The organism is Mesorhizobium sp. P171375 (genome assembly GCF_057786075.1).
This window is the reverse complement of sequence record NZ_JBYNWF010000001.1, coordinates 3,282,602-3,297,350: the sequence shown is the minus strand read 5'-3', so window position 1 is coordinate 3,297,350 and position 14,749 is coordinate 3,282,602. Positions and strand designations below refer to the sequence as shown.

Annotated in this window: 9 protein-coding genes; 2 read left to right on the top strand and 7 right to left on the bottom strand. The window is 62.8% G+C overall.

Annotated features, from left to right (window positions below):
• Nucleotides 1–94: 94 nt before the first annotated feature.
• Nucleotides 95–1,687, bottom strand: coding sequence for a peptide ABC transporter substrate-binding protein (locus ACYHH6_RS15735; protein WP_352584765.1), 1,593 nt, complete (start codon nucleotides 1,685–1,687; stop codon nucleotides 95–97).
• Between the two features lie 371 nt (nucleotides 1,688–2,058).
• Between ACYHH6_RS15735 and ACYHH6_RS15730 the strand changes: the two genes are divergently transcribed.
• Together ACYHH6_RS15730 and ACYHH6_RS15725 are read left to right on the top strand one after the other, a co-directional pair.
• A complete protein-coding gene (locus ACYHH6_RS15730) occupies nucleotides 2,059–2,424 on the top strand; it encodes a TadE/TadG family type IV pilus assembly protein (protein ID WP_352559954.1) in 366 nt (121 codons plus the stop codon).
• Nucleotides 2,424–4,193: a pilus assembly protein TadG-related protein gene (locus tag ACYHH6_RS15725; protein WP_352584761.1), complete on the top strand. Its 1,770-nt coding sequence runs from the start codon at nucleotides 2,424–2,426 to the stop codon at nucleotides 4,191–4,193. Before ACYHH6_RS15730 ends, ACYHH6_RS15725 begins: the two co-directional genes overlap by 1 nt.
• Before the next feature lie 139 nt (nucleotides 4,194–4,332).
• On the opposite strand, the gene bglA is transcribed toward ACYHH6_RS15725, so the two are convergent.
• The 6 genes from bglA to glgB all read right to left on the bottom strand — a co-directional run bounded on the left by bglA (nucleotide 4,333) and on the right by glgB (nucleotide 14,713).
• The gene (bglA, locus tag ACYHH6_RS15720; protein ID WP_352584759.1) at nucleotides 4,333–5,982 is read right to left on the bottom strand and encodes a beta-galactosidase BglA; all 1,650 of its coding nucleotides are present in this window, start codon (nucleotides 5,980–5,982) and stop codon (nucleotides 4,333–4,335) included.
• Nucleotides 5,982–7,982 carry a glycogen debranching protein GlgX gene (gene glgX / locus ACYHH6_RS15715; protein ID WP_352584757.1) on the bottom strand — a complete coding sequence of 667 codons (2,001 nt, stop codon included), beginning with the start codon at nucleotides 7,980–7,982 and terminating at the stop codon, nucleotides 5,982–5,984. The genes bglA and glgX overlap by 1 nt, the downstream gene beginning before the upstream one ends.
• Before the next feature lie 58 nt (nucleotides 7,983–8,040).
• A complete protein-coding gene (locus ACYHH6_RS15710) occupies nucleotides 8,041–9,669 on the bottom strand; it encodes an alpha-D-glucose phosphate-specific phosphoglucomutase (RefSeq protein ID WP_352584755.1) in 1,629 nt (542 codons plus the stop codon).
• Between the two features lie 3 nt (nucleotides 9,670–9,672).
• Nucleotides 9,673–11,118 carry a glycogen synthase GlgA gene (gene glgA / locus ACYHH6_RS15705; RefSeq protein WP_352584753.1) on the bottom strand — a complete coding sequence of 482 codons (1,446 nt, stop codon included), beginning with the start codon at nucleotides 11,116–11,118 and terminating at the stop codon, nucleotides 9,673–9,675.
• Between the two features lie 80 nt (nucleotides 11,119–11,198).
• A complete protein-coding gene (gene glgC / locus ACYHH6_RS15700) occupies nucleotides 11,199–12,464 on the bottom strand; it encodes a glucose-1-phosphate adenylyltransferase (protein WP_112564064.1) in 1,266 nt (421 codons plus the stop codon).
• Nucleotides 12,465–12,499: 35 nt separating this feature from the next.
• Entirely contained in the window at nucleotides 12,500–14,713 is a 2,214-nt protein-coding gene (gene glgB / locus ACYHH6_RS15695; protein ID WP_352584751.1) for a 1,4-alpha-glucan branching protein GlgB, read from the bottom strand.
• Nucleotides 14,714–14,749: the final 36 nt, after the last annotated feature.

Sequence of the window (14,749 nt, the reverse complement as noted above, 5' to 3'; positions counted from 1 at the left end):
CTTGCCGAAAATCGACCACGACTTTCGGACCGGTGCGATGACCGACCAGCCCGCCGCGCCCGGATGGGGGCGCGGCGGTCCAGTCAAGGATGATTCAGTCCTTGGAGACGAAGCGGGACGGATGGATGTCCATCACATTGTCATCGAAGCCATGCAGCTTCGAGGAAACGATGTCGTGGAAGCTGTAGTAGAGAAGCGGAATGTTACCGACGTCATCGACAAGGATGCGCTCGGCCTCAGTGAGCTCCTTCATGCGCTCTTCCGGCTTGCCGCCGGCGGCAGCGGCCTTGTCCATGGCCGCCTCGTATGCAGGGCTGTTGTAGTTCGAATAGTTGTTGCCGCTTGCCTTGCGTGTGATGCCGAGGAAGGTTTCCGGATCCTTGTAGTCGGCGATCCAGGCGGCACGCGCCACGTCGTAGTTACCCTTCTGCTCAAGGAAGGAATAGTGGGTCTTGGTATCGGTGTTGAGCAGCGTGATCTCGACGCCAAGCGGCTTCAGCTGTTCCTGGATGGCAACCGCGGTGTTCTTGTGGTTTTCCGAGGTGTTGTAGCGGATCTCCATCTTCAGCGGATGCTCGGGCGTATAGCCGAGTTTCTCGAGGATCTTCTTGGCGGCGTCCTCGCGGTCGATCTGCGACATGTCGGCGTATTTTGCCATTGCCGGGGTGTAGCCCGCGATGCCTGGAGGCACCATCGAATAGCCCGGCAGCATGGAGTTCTGCCAGACCTTCTCGGCGAGGAAGTCCCGGTCGATCGCCATCGAGATGGCGTTTCGCAGCTCGACATTGTCCCACGGCGCCTTGTCGGTCTTGATCGCATAGTAGTAGGTGCCGAGATACGGTCCGACACGGACCTGATCGCCGAACTTGGTCTTGAGGTCAGCGAGCTGTTCGGTCGGCAGGTCGCCGTAGCTGTCGAGTTCGCCGGCCTCGAAGCGCTTCATCGCCGACGAGCGGTCTTCGGTCGGGATGTAGTTGACCACGTCCATCTTGACGGTCGCGGCGTCCCAGAATTTCGGATTCTTGACCAGCTTCATGTGGTCGTTGGGAATCCACTCGGCCAGTGTATAGGCGCCGTTCGAAACGAGTTTGCCCGCCTTGATCCAGTCGGCGCCGAGCTTGTCGATCGAGGCCTTGTTGACCGGATAGGTGGCCTGGTGGGTCAGCATCTCGAGGAAGTATGGCGTCGGCGCCTTCAGCGTCACTTCCAAGGTGTTGGCGTCGATCGCCTTGACGCCCAGATCCTCGGGCTTGCCCTTCTTGGTGTTGACTTCCTCGGCGTTCTTCACGGGATAGAGCATGGAAGCGTATTCGGCGGCGGTCGCAGGATCCTCCAGCCGACGGAAGGAATAGACGAAGTCGTCCGCCGTCACCGGGCTGCCATCCGACCACAAGCCGTCCTTGCGCAGCTTGAAGGTGTAGACGGTGCCGTCATCCGATACGGTCCAGCTTTCGGCGGCGCCCGGAATGAGGTTCGTCTTCTGATCGTGCATGACCAGTCCCTGGAACAGGTCGCGTATGATATCGGCTTCGTAGACGGTCGAGGTCTTGTGCGGATCGACCGTCTCCGCTTCGGCGGCGCTGCCTCTGTTATAGACGGTCTCGGCAAGGGCCGGTGTCAGGAACGTGCCTGCAGCAAAGGTCATGGTTGTGGCGACCAGCGTCGCCTTCAGCATATTTTTCAGCATGAAGTCTCTCCCTGCGGCGCGGCCCAGCGGCTCGCGCCTTTCGAGTGTTAACGCCCCGGAACCGATTTCTGGCCCCTTTGAGCGCGCCGCCGGTTCCCTTTCCGGCAGCTGGTGGCAGGACACTAGACAGACGGAAATATTATTTCAACCGCCCGCTGCTTGACGTAGAGTGAGTAGCCCCGCGCTAAAATAGTTCCAGCTAAAATTCAAATGCCATTCAACTGGCTGCACCTTGCGGTTGCTTTATCGGTTTTCTGTTTTTGCAAGCGAAGTTTGGCATACTCGGCAGTATGCTGCAGAACCCAAAACTCCCCGCTTTGTGGTGTCGTTTCCGGGCGAACTCCTCGGGGACCTCGGCGATCGAATTCGCCATGCTGGCGCCTTTGTTCATCCTGCTTCTACTCGGAATGGTTGCATATGGCATCTATTTCGGCGCCAGCCATTCGGTCCAGCAAATCGCGGCGGATGCGGCGCGAACGGCGATTGCGGGGCTGAACGCCACTGAACGCAAGACGCTGGTGACCAACTTCATCAACAACGATGTCAATGGTTATCCCTTCGTCGATGCCACGAAACTGACGGTCGACGCCAAGGACAGCGTCGCCGATGGCAGTCAGTTCGTGGTCTCGGTCAGCTACGACGCACGGAATTTGCCGATCTGGAATCTGTTCCCCAATCTGGCGATGCCGGGCATGACCATTCAACGCCAATCGACGATCCGGGTCGGGGGCATCTGATGCGTAGTGCCGTTGCTGGAATGTGGCAGATATGCCGGCGGCTGCTGCGCGAGAAGCGGGCCAATTTCGCTGTCATGACGGCGCTCTGCGCGCCCGTCGCGCTGGTCCTGACGGCGTTCGCCGTCGACCAAGGCGCGCTTTTCAACGAGCGCCGCACAGCGCAGTCGATCGTCGACCTGGCGGCGATCACTGCTGCGGCCAATCTTGCCAACGTTGAAACGGCGGTGCTGACGACGCTGAAGGACAATGGCATCAGCTCGGTTGCCGTGCAGAAAGACGGGACAACCGCCGCGCCAACAGCCACCAAGGCGGTGGTCCAGATTGTGCCGGGGCGCTACACCGGCTTGAGTTCGATCGCCGCCGGCAGCCGGTTCGAAGCGGGCAAGCTGCCCTACAACGCCGTGCGCGTGTTCCTGAAGAAGCAGGGCACGCTCTATTTCGGCGCCTCGCTCATGGCCCCACCGGTCATCGGCACGACGGCCACCGCAAACGCCCAGGCGCAGGCGACATTTTCGGTCGGCTCGAGGCTGCTCAGCGTCAATGACGGGCTGCTCAATGCGCTCCTCAAGGGACTGGTGGGCGGCAACATCTCGCTCAGCGTGATGGACTATAATTCCCTGATCGCGGCCGACATCAACGTGCTTTCCTTTGTCGACGCGCTCGCGGTTCAGTTGAACATGACCGGTGTATCCTATTCGGATGTGCTGGCTTCAAAGGCGAGCATCGGCCAGATCGCAACCGCCATGGCCAATGTCCCAGGGCTTGGCAACACGGCCAAGCTGGCCTTGCAGTCGGTGGCCTCGAAGGCCACCAGCACGGTCCAGATTCCGCTCAGCCACCTTGTCGACCTCGGCTCGGTCGGCCGCCTGGGTCTCGGGCAAAAGCCCTCGGGTCTGGGTGTCGATACCAGCGCCATGGGGATGCTGACGGCCGCAGCCTCCCTTGCCAACGGCACCAACCAGGCCCAGCTCGACCTTGGCGTCACCGTGCCTGGCCTCACCGCCACGACGCTCAACATCGCCATTGGCGAGCCGATGCAATCCTCGCCATGGCTGGCTGTCGGCGAGGCCGGCACCGTGGTGCGCACCGCGCAGACACGCATCAAGCTTCTGGCGTCAGTCACCGTCGGCAACAGCAATATCGGCGGCGGCACCAGCCTGCTCTCCGTCACCCTGCCGCTGCATATCGAAATCGCCTATGCGGAGGCCAAGCTGACGGACATAAGCTGTCCGACGGGCCGTCCCGAGAGCATCAAGGTCACCATCGCCACGCGCCCCGGTGTCGTCGAAGCGCATCTCGCGGCCAGCAGTGCCGACGGCAATCCCGGCGCCTTCGCCGATTTCACCAAACCGCAATCCTTCTACAACACCGAAATCGCTACGGTGAGGCTGCTGCTCGTCCCGCTCTTGTCGGTGAAGGGCTCTGCGGCGTTTGCGATGACCAACATGAACTCGACGGATCTGGTCTTCAACTATAGCGACATCACCGCCAAGACGATCAAGACCGTCTCAACGCAGAACCTGACGCAGTCGCTGACCACCTCGCTGGTCAAGAATCTGTCGCTGACGGCCAACGTGCTGGGCCTGCCGATCAACCTCAGCGCCCTGCTTGGAACGGTCAAGCCGGCTGTGGTGGCGCTGCTGAACAGCGTGACGGCGCCTGTCGACGCGCTGGTCTACAATGTGCTCGCAGCGCTCGGTGTGAGCGTCGGCCAGGCTGATGTCCGGGTCACCGGCGCGACCTGCGGCCGTTCCGTTCTGGTGCAATAGGCCCGATCTATAGGTTAGAGCAATTCCAGGAAAAGTGTGTGCGGTTTTCCCGGGAAAAGCGCGTAGCGCTTTCCCTTGGGAATTGCGTGAAAACAAAGAGATAGAGCGGTTCGCCGTTTCCGTGAAACGGTGAAACGCTCTAGCCAATTCGTCCGACAAACCAGCCCAGCGCCGGCAGCGACAGCCCCTCTTCCTGTAAGACCGCACCGCCACCCGGAGCTATCGCCACGACCGGCCCGAAATCCGGCGGCAGTGGCCAGTCGGCCGGATCGTCGGCGAAATTGAAGACGCAGAGCACTGTCTCGGCCTCGCCCTGCCGGATGAAGGCAAGAACATCGCCCTCGGTATCGAGAAAACGGATCGAACCCTTGACCAGAGCCGTATGCGCCTTGCGCAAGGCCAGCATCGTCCGGTAGCCGGCGAGCACGGAATTTTCGTCGCCATTCTGGACGTCGACCGCCCGGGCGCGCTGGCTTGCAGGCACCGGCAGCCAGGGCTTGGCCGAGGAAAAACCGGCATTGTCGGCGCCCGCTTCCCAGACCATCGGCGTGCGGCAGCCGTCCCTGCCCTTGACCGTCGGCCAGAAGCGGATGCCGAAGGGATCGCGCAGATCCTCGAAGGTCAGTTCCGCCTCTTGCAGCCCAAGCTCCTCGCCTTGATAGAGACAGATCGATCCGCGCAGGCAGGCGAGCAAAGCGATCGAGAATTTCGCCACCGCATCCGGATCGCCGCCCGGCCGGGTCCAGCGGCTGACATGGCGCACGACATCGTGGTTGGAAAACGCCCAGCAGACCCAGCCATCGGCAACCGCTGTTTCAAACGCCTCGACGCAGCCGCGCACATGGGCAGGCGAGAATTGTGCCCCAAGCAGATCGAAAGTGTAGCACATGTTGAGCTTGTCGCCGCCGGAGGTGTAGGCGGCCAGCGTCTGCAGCGAACGGCTTTCGTCGCCGACCTCGCCGACACTGGCGCGGCCGTCATACTCGTCGAGCAGAGCGCGAAAGCGCCGGAGGAAACCGAGGTTCTCCGGCTGCGACTTGTCGAACAGATGTTCCTGGAAGAGATAGGTGTTGGTTTCGCCATTGGTGCCGGCGACGCTCGACGCCAGCGGCGGATTGCTGCGCAGCCAGCGGTCATGGACATAGTAGTTGACCGTATCCAGGCGGAAGCCGTCGACGCCGCGGTCGAGCCAGAACCGCACCGTGTCGAGCAGCGCGTCCTGGACCTCCGTATTGTGGAAATTGAGGTCGGGCTGTGAAGCCAGAAAATTGTGCATGTAGTATTGCCGGCGGGTCGCGTCCCACTCCCAGGCCGGGCCGCCGAAGACCGACAGCCAGTTGTTGGGGGCGTTGCCATCGGGTTTGGTGTCGGCCCAGACGTACCAGTCGGCCTTGGGGTTGTCGCGACTCGATCGGCTTTCGACGAACCATTCGTGCTTGTCGGAGGAATGCGACAGCACCTGGTCGATGATCACCTTCAGGCCGAGCCGGTGCGCCTCGGCCACCAGCGCGTCGAAATCCTCCAGGGAGCCGAACATCGGATCGACCGCCTGATAGTCCGATACGTCGTAGCCCATGTCGGCCATTGGCGACTTGAAGAAGGGCGACAGCCAGACGGCGTCGACGCCGAGCGAGGCGACGTGCGCCAGCCGCGATGTGACGCCTAAGAGGTCGCCGCTGCCGTCGCCTGTCGTATCCTGGAACGAGCGCGGGTAGATCTGGTAGATGACGCAGCCGCGCCACCAGTCGGCGCTCTCTTCAGGTCCCGACTGGGCATTGTCGTCGGCCATCACGAACCCTTCCTGGCGCGGACCTTTGCGGTCCGGCGCTCGATCATGAAACTGACACTGCGGCCGGGCAGCGGGCGCGCAAGGTCGACCGCCTGCGTTTCAACAGCCGGCTGCCATTGGAACCCTTCCCGCACGGGCAGCGTGAAGACGCATTGGCGGCGGTCGCCATTGACGATGACGGCCAGGCGGCCTTCCGCTGTATTGCCAAGCAGCACGATGAGACGGTGGCGCGCGGCGTCGTTCCAGTCGGCTTCGCCAAGCGGCGCGCCGGTCTCGGTCAGCCAGGCGACATCGGGCACATCAGAGCCAGTCGGCGGCTCCCCGGTCAGGAAGCGCGTGTCAGAAAGCGCCGGCGCAGCGCGGCGCAGTGCGGCGAGCGCCGACACATGGGCTTCCAGCGTGAGGTCGCGCCCGGCCCAGTCGAGCCAGGTGATAGCGTTGTCCTGTGCGTAGGCGTTGTTGTTGCCCTTTTGCGTGCGGCCGAATTCGTCACCCGCCGTCAGCATGATCGTACCGCGCGAGGCAAACAAGGTGGCGAGCAGCGCCCGGCAGTCACCGGAACGGGCCTCGGCAACCGCCTTGTCAGGGGTCTCGCCCTCGACGCCATTGTTCCACGACAGGTTCTCATTGTGGCCGTCGCGGTTCTTCTCGCCATTGGCCTGGTTGTGCTTGGCCTCATAGGCGACGATGTCGGCGAGCGTCATGCCGTCATGCGCGGCGATGAAATTCACCGTGCGGCTGGCGCTGCGCCCTTCTTTGGCGAAGACATCGGACGAGCCGGCAAGCCTTGTCGCCAACGCACCGACGGCGCCTGCATCGCCACGCCAGAAGCGCCTGACGTCGTCGCGGTAGCGGTCGTTCCATTCCAGATATGGCGGGCGGAAATCGCCCAGCTGATAGCCGTTCGGGCCAATATCCCAGGGCTCGGCGATCAGCACCCTATCGGCAAGGATCGGGTCGGCAGCAATGGCTTGAAGCAAAGGTGCTTCCGGATCGAAAATGCCATCGACGCGGCCGAGGATCGGCGCCAAATCGAAGCGGAAACCGTCGACGCCGGCGTAGCGGACGAAATGACGGAGCGTATCGAGCACCATCTCCCGAACGATAGGATGGTCACAGGCGACCGTGTTGCCGGTGCCGGTGTCATTGACCAGGCGGTTGTCGGCCTCATGCCTATAGTAGGCACGGTTGTCGAGGCCGCGCAGCGACAGGGTCGGGCCGAGCCGATCGCTCTCACCGGTGTGGTTGAAGACGAGATCGAGGATGGTGCCGATGCCGGCCTTGCGCAGCGCGGCTACTGTGTCGCGCAATTCGGTCAGGCCGCCCGGCGCCAGGCGCGGGTCGAGGGCCATGAAGGTGACCGGGTTGTAGCCCCAGGCGTTGCTCAAGCCGAGCGGCGGCAGATGCCGCTCGTCGATCCATGCCGTCACCGGCATCAGTTCGACTGCGGAGACGCCTATCTTCTTGAGGTGTTCGATGATGGCGGGATGAGCAAGTGCCGCGATGGTGCCGCGCTGCACTTCCGGCACGTCGGGATGCAACCTGGTGAAGGAACGGACATTGAGTTCGTAGATCAGGCCGCCGGGCTTGAACAGCGGCGGCTTGGCCGGCACGACCTTGGACGAAGCCACGGCAATTGCCTTGGGCATGAGCTGCGCGGTGTCGGCGCCTTCGTTGCGTTTGGCTGTGAGCCGCCAGTGATACTGGTACGGCCGGTCGATTTCGATGGCGTAGGGATCGGTGAGCAGCTTGTCGGGATCGAACCACAGGCCGCGTTCGGGCGCATAGTCGCCATCGGCGCGAAAGCCATAGCGGGTGCCGCCGGCAAGGCCGGCGACTGACAAGGCAAAAACGCCCTCGCCGTCCGGCTGAAGCTCAAGCCGGTCGGTTTCGCGGGCGCCGGTGTCGTCGAAGATCGACACCCAAAGACGCCGTGCCGACGACGACCAGGCGGCGAAGCGGATGCCATCGCGGGTGATGGTTGCGCCGAGATGGGTCATGGGCGTGGCTCTCCTTCTCCCCTTGTGGGAGAAGGTGGATCGGCGCGCAGCGCCACTCTCAAGTAATCACGCTCGGCTTGTTGCGGCCGGTGTGGCTCTTGATCCCGGCAATATCATCCGCCACCGCAATCAAATCGGCGAGCGCCTCTTGCGTGTCGAGATCGTGCCTCGCTCTGTCCGGCTCGTAGCGCTCGATATAGACGCGCAGCGTCGCGCCGGAAGTGCCTGTGCCCGAGAGGCGGAAGACGACGCGCGAGCCGCCTTCGAACAGGATCCTTATGCCCTGGTTCTTGCTCACCGAACCGTCGACCGGATCGTGATAGGCGAAGTCGTCGGCATTGGCGATCTTCAGGCCGCGCACGCTGGTGCCAGGCAGCGAGGTCAGCTTGGCGCGCAACTCGTCGACCAAGGCATTGGCGCGTTCGGTCTCGACCTCTTCATAGTCGTGGCGCGAATAATAGTTGCGGCCATAGGTCGCCCAGTGCTCGGTGACCACCTGCTTGGCGCTTTCGCCGCGCACCGCCAGGATGTTGAGCCACAACAGCACTGCCCACAGCCCGTCCTTCTCGCGGACATGGTTGGAGCCGGTGCCGGCACTTTCCTCGCCGCAGATCGTTGCCATGCCGGCGTCGAGCAGATTGCCGAAGAACTTCCAGCCGGTGGGCGTTTCGTAGATGCCAATGCCGAGCTTTTCGGCGACGCGGTCGGCAGCGCCGCTGGTCGGCATCGAGCGGGCGATGCCTTTGAGGCCGTCCTTGTAGCCCGGCGCCAGTTGCGCATTGGCGGCAAGCATCGCCACCGAATCCGAGGGGGTGACGAAGATGCCCTTGCCGATGATCAAATTGCGGTCGCCGTCACCATCGGAGGCGGCCCCGAAATCCGGCGCGTCCGGTCCCATCATCTCGTCATAGAGATGCTTGGCATGGACCAGATTGGGGTCGGGGTGATGGCCGCCGAAATCCGGCAGCGGCTTGTAGTTGCGGCAGGTGCCGTTCTCCGCGCCAAGCCGGCGTTCGAGGATTTCCTTGGCATAGGGACCGGTGACCGCATGCATGGCATCGAAGCGCATGCGAAAGCCGTATTTGAAATTGGCTCGGATGGCGTCGAAGTCGAACAGGCTTTCCATCAGCTCGGCATAGTCGGTGACCGGATCGATCACCTCCACCGTCATGCCGCCGGCCTCGACGGTGCCGATCTTGTCGATGTCGATCTGGTCGATATCGGCGATCTTGAAACTCGAAATCGTCTTGGTCTTTTCGAAGATCGCGTCGGTGAGCTTTTCCGGCGCCGGGCCGCCATTGCCGGCATTGTACTTGATGCCGAAATCCTCATGCGGGCCGCCTGGATTGTGGCTGGCCGACAGAATGATGCCGCCGAAGGTCTTGTATTTGCGGATGACATGCGAGGCGGCCGGCGTCGACAATATGCCGCCCTGCCCGACCATCACCTTGCCGAAGCCGTTGGCCGCCGCCATGGCGATGGCCTTCTGGATGACCTCGCGGTTGTAGAAGCGGCCGTCGCCGCCAATCACCAGCGTCTTGCCCTTGAAGCCATCGAGCGCGTCGAAGATCGACTGGATGAAATTCTCGGCGTAGTGCTCCTGCTGGAAGACAGGCACCTTCTTGCGCAGGCCGGACGTGCCGGGTTTCTGGTCAAGATAGGGTTTGGTTGGAACGGTTCGGATCATGCTTCAGGCAACCCTTTTCGAAAGCAACAGGCGGTAGAGTTCAACGTATTTGTCGGCGCTCTTGTCCCAGGAAACATCGGCTTTCATGCCCTGGCGCTGGATCTGTTCCCACACCGCCGGGCTCGCATGCGCGTCGACCAGCCGGCGGATGGCGTGCAGCATGGCGCCGCCATTGTTGGGCGCGAACTGGAAACCGGTGGCTACACCTGCCGAGATCGCGGCTTCGTTGGCGTCTATGATGGTGTCGGCAAGGCCGCCGGTGCGGGCTACGACCGGCACGCAGCCATAGCGCAGGCCGTAAAGCTGGGTCAGCCCGCAGGGCTCGAAGCGCGACGGGATGACGATGGCGTCGCAGCCGCCCTGCATAATGTGGGACAAGCCCTCGTCGTAACCGACGACAACGCCGACGCGGCCGCGATGGCGGGCGGCGGCGGCAAGCAGCGCGCCTTCGAGGCCGGCGTCACCCGAGCCGAGGATCGCCAGCCGCGCGCCGGTGGCGACGACGCCGTCGACCACCGCTGCCAGTATGTCCATGCCCTTTTGCCAGGTCAGCCGGCTGATCACGCAGACGATCGGGCTGTCGTCGTGCTCCAGATTGAAACGGTCCTCGACAACCGCCCGGTTGGGAAGGCGAGCCTTGAGCGTCTGCGCGGAATAGGCCGACACCAGATGCTTGTCGGTCTCGGGGTTCCAGATGTCGGTGTCGATGCCGTTGACGATGCCGTAGAGGTCCGAGGATCGCATGTTGATCAGGCCGTCGAGGCCCATGCCGAATTCGGGCGAGCGGATTTCCTGCGCGTAGGTCGGGCTGACCGTGGTGATCGCCCAGGCGGCCTGCAGGCCGGCCTTGAGGAAGCCGACGCCGCCATAATACTCAACGCCGTCAAGCGCCATCGCCACCGCCGGTAGGCCGAGCTCACCGAAGATGCCGGCGCCGAACTGGCCCTGGAAGGCAAGGTTGTGCACAGTGATCAGCGACGGCACGCCGACCGCCTTGCCGTATCGCATATAGGCCAGCGTCATCGCCGACTGCCAGTCATGGGCATGGACGAGATCGGGCTGGTAACCGGAGATGGCGCCACCGGCGATGTCGCCGCCGACCTGGCTCAACGCCGCGAAGCGCCGCCAGTTGTCGGGCCAGTCGGCGCCGGCGGCATTGCCGTAGGGGCCGCCGGGGCGGTCGTAGAGATGCGGCGCGTCAAGCACGAACAGATCGAGCCCGGCAATCTTCACGGCATGGACTGAAGCCTTACCGCCCTGCAGCAGCGGGTACTGGTAGACGGCCTTCCTTTTCTTGAAGGCGTCCATCACCTGCGGAAAGCCGGGAATGAGCGTGCGCATCGTCACGCCCTTGGCGGCAAGGGCGATCGGCAGTGCGCCGGTCACGTCGGCAAGTCCGCCGGTCTTGATCAGCGGGAAAATTTCGGGCGTGACCGACAGAACCTGCATGCGTTTATGGTATCCTGTCTAACTCTTTGTTTTGCGCAATTCCGGACGGAAAACCGTTTCACACTTTTCCTGGAATTGCTTCAAAGCTTCAGCTTGTCGATCATGTCCTGCGTGACCAGGCAGATGCCCTTTTCCGAAACGCGGAAGCGCTTGGCGTCGAGAGCGGGGTCTTCGCCGACCACCAAACCTTCCGGTATCCTTACACCGTGGTCGATAACGACGCGCTTCAACTTTGCGTTCCGGCCGACATGAACGTCGGGCAGCATGACGACTTCTTCCAGCGTCGAATAGGAGTTGATGCGCGCGCCGGTGAAGATCAGGCTGCGCTTCAGCGAAGCACCCGAGACGATGCAATCGCCTGATACCAGCGAGGAGACGGCCGAACCGCGCCGGCCGTCCTCGTCATGCACGAACTTTGCCGGCGGCTTCAATTCGGCATAGGTCCAGATCGGCCAGTCGCGGTCGTAGAGATCGAGTTCAGGGGTAATATCGGTCAAGTCGATATTGGCTTCCCAATAGGCGTCGACCGTGCCGACGTCACGCCAATAGGCCTCGTTCTCGGCGGTCGAGCGCACGCAGGATTTGGCGAAGCGATGCGCGATCGCCTTACCGTGCTGGACGATATAGGGGATGATGTCCTTGCCGAAGTCGCGGCTCGAACCCGGCTCGGCGGCATCGCGGCGCAGCTGCTCCATCAGGAACTTGGTCTTGAAGACATAGATGCCCATCGAGGCCAGCGCGAATTCCGGCTTGTCGGGAATGCCGGGCGGATCGGCGGGCTTTTCGACGAAGGCGATGATGTTATCCTTGCCGTCGACGTGCATGACGCCGAAGCCGGTCGCTTCCATGCGCGGCACTTCGAGGCAGCCGACGGTAACGTCGGCGTTGGCGTCGACGTGCTGACGCAGCATCAGTTCGTAGTCCATCTTGTAGATGTGGTCGCCGGCCAGGATGACCATGTATTCGGGGCCGTAGGCCTCGATGATGTCGATGTTCTGGTAGACGGCGTCGGCCGTGCCTTCATACCACTGGGTTTCCGAGACACGCTGGCTGGCCGGCAGGATGTCGAAGCTTTCGTTACGTTCGGGGCGCAGGAAGTTCCAGCCGCGCTGCAGGTGGCGGATCAGCGAATGCGCCTTGTATTGGGTGGCGACACCGAGGCGGCGAATGCCGGAATTCAGCGCATTGGACAGCGCGAAATCGATGATGCGCGTCTTGCCGCCGAAATAGACAGCGGGCTTGGCGCGCCGATCGGTCAATTCCTTGAGCCGGCTGCCGCGGCCGCCGGCCAGCACATAGGCCATGGCATCGCGCGCCAGCGGCTGGGTTCTCTTCAAGTCTGCCATTTTTACCCTCCCAAATTACCAGTCTGGAGCACTGCTCACTCCGTAACGAGTTCAAGCATGATCGTCGACAGCGGCGGCAAAAGCATCGTGGCCGATATGCCTCCTCCCTCCGCCCTGGCTTCGACAACGCCCCCATTGCCCTTGCCCGAACCACCATAGTCCGAAGCGTCGGTGTTGATGATTTCGCGCCATTTGCCGACCTTGGGCAACGGCACGCGATAATTATCGCGCGGCACTGGCGTGAAGTTGGAAATAACGGCGATGGGATTGCCATCCGGCGCACTGCGCAGCCAGGCGAAGACCGAGTTTTCCTTGTCGTCGACGATCAGCCAGGAAAAGCCGTCCGGCTCGCAGTCGCGCGCATGCAGCGCCGGGCGCGAGCGGTAGAGATAGTTGAGGTCGCGCACCGTCTGCCAGACGCCGCGATGCGGGCGGAAGTCGAGCAGGTTCCAGTCGAGCGCGCGCGCCTCGCTCCATTCGCGGCGCTGGGCGAATTCCTGGCCCATGAACAACAGCTTCTTGCCGGGATATCCCCACATGAAGGCGTAAAAGGCGCGCAAAGTCGCAAACTTCTGCCAGTCGTCGCCGGCCATCTTGCCAAGCAGCGTGCCTTTGCCGTGTACGACCTCGTCATGGGAGAGCGGCAGCACGAAATTCTCTGAAAAGGCGTAGGTCAGGCCGAAGGTCAGGTCGTTGTGATGGTGCTTGCGGAAGATCGGCTCCTTGGCGAAATACTCCAGCGTGTCGTGCATGAAGCCCATGTTCCACTTGAAGCCGAAGCCCAGCCCGCCTTCATGCACCGGCGCCGAGACTTTCGGCCATGAGGTCGATTCCTCGGCGATCGTCATCACGCCGGGATGGTGGCCGTAGAGCTCCTTGTTCATCTTCTGCAGGAAGGAGACCGCTTCGAGGTTTTCGCGGCCGCCCTTCTCGTTGGGGATCCATTCGCCGGCCTTGCGCGAGTAATCGAGGTAGAGCATCGAGGCGACCGCATCGACGCGCAAACCGTCGACATGGTATTTCTCGGCCCAGAACAGCGCATTGTTGACGAGAAACGACACCACCTCGCGGCGGCCGAAATTGTAGATCGCTGTGTTCCAGTCGGGGTGGAAACCCTTGCGCGGATCGGCATGCTCATAAAGTGCTGTGCCGTCGAAATTGGCCAGGCCATGCGCGTCGACCGGGAAATGCGCCGGCACCCAGTCGAGGATGACGCCGACGCCAGCGCGGTGCGCACCGTCGACGAAACGGGCGAAGCCGTCCGGGTCGCCAAAGCGCGCCGACGGGGCATAAAGTCCGGTTGTCTGATAACCCCAAGACGGGTCATAGGGATGTTCGGAGATCGGCAGGAATTCGATGTGGGTGAAGCCGGTTTCGACGGCATAGGGAATCAGCTGGTCGGCGAGTTCGTCCCATGACAGGAAGCTGCCGTCGTCGTGCTGCTGCCACGAACTGGCATGGACCTCGTAGATCGAGATGGCTTCGCGCCGGGGATCGGCCTTGCGCCAGTAGCTGCGGTGCGCATCGTCGCCCCATTCATGCGCCGGCGGCACCGCCGTCACCGAAGCGGTGGCCGGGCGCAGCTCGGATTTGAAGGCGAACGGATCGGCCTTGAGCGGCAGGCGCACGCCGTCGGGGGCGATGATCTCGTATTTGTAGGGCCGTCCAGCGCCGATATCGGGAATGAACAGCTCCCAGATGCCGGTGTCGCGGCGGTCGCGCATCGTGTGCCGGCGGCCATCCCATTCGTTGAAATCGCCGACCACGGAGACGCGGCGCGCATTGGGCGCCCAGACGGCGAAATGCACGCCCGACGCGCCTTCATGGTCGATGAGATGGGCACCGAGCTTGTCGAACAGTCTGAGATGCGACCCTTGGGCGATGTAATAGTCATCCATCGGGCCGAGCACCGGGCCGAACGAATAGGGATCGGTCAGCCACCAGTCGCCACCGGCATTTTTGGCGTGATAGCGCAGCGGCTGGCGTTTGCGGATCGAAACCTTGCCCTCGAAGAAACCGGCATCGTCGCGGCGTGAGAGTTCGCCGACCTCCTTGCCGGTCAGCGTATAGGCGGTGACGAACTCGGCATTGGGCACGAAGCAGCGAGCGACGAAGCCCTTGCCGGCTTCATGCACGCCCAGAACCGCGAAGGGATCGCCATGCGTACCGGCAACAATCGCCGCGACATCGCCGGCTGGTGCCAGCCCGTCCGGCCCGCTTGTCGCAGCGGTCACGCGCGGTTTCCTCATCAGCCGATTTCCCTCCCGGGGAGCCAGTTCTTGTTC

Bases quoted from the DNA above. Each gene is read 5' to 3' on its own strand.
- ACYHH6_RS15730 (WP_352559954.1), top strand. From the start codon at position 2,059: ATGCTGGCGCCTTTGTTCATCCTGCTTCTACTCGGAATGGTTGCATAT.
- glgC (WP_112564064.1), bottom strand. From the start codon at position 12,464: ATGGCAGACTTGAAGAGAACCCAGCCGCTGGCGCGCGATGCCATGGCC.
- bglA (WP_352584759.1), bottom strand. From the start codon at position 5,982: ATGGCCGACGACAATGCCCAGTCGGGACCTGAAGAGAGCGCCGACTGG.
- ACYHH6_RS15710 (WP_352584755.1), bottom strand. From the start codon at position 9,669: ATGATCCGAACCGTTCCAACCAAACCCTATCTTGACCAGAAACCCGGC.
- glgA (WP_352584753.1), bottom strand. From the start codon at position 11,118: ATGCAGGTTCTGTCGGTCACGCCCGAAATTTTCCCGCTGATCAAGACC.
- glgB (WP_352584751.1), bottom strand. From the start codon at position 14,713: ATGAGGAAACCGCGCGTGACCGCTGCGACAAGCGGGCCGGACGGGCTG.
- glgX (WP_352584757.1), bottom strand. From the start codon at position 7,982: ATGACCCATCTCGGCGCAACCATCACCCGCGATGGCATCCGCTTCGCC.
- ACYHH6_RS15725 (WP_352584761.1), top strand. From the start codon at position 2,424: ATGCGTAGTGCCGTTGCTGGAATGTGGCAGATATGCCGGCGGCTGCTG.
- ACYHH6_RS15735 (WP_352584765.1), bottom strand. From the start codon at position 1,687: ATGCTGAAAAATATGCTGAAGGCGACGCTGGTCGCCACAACCATGACC.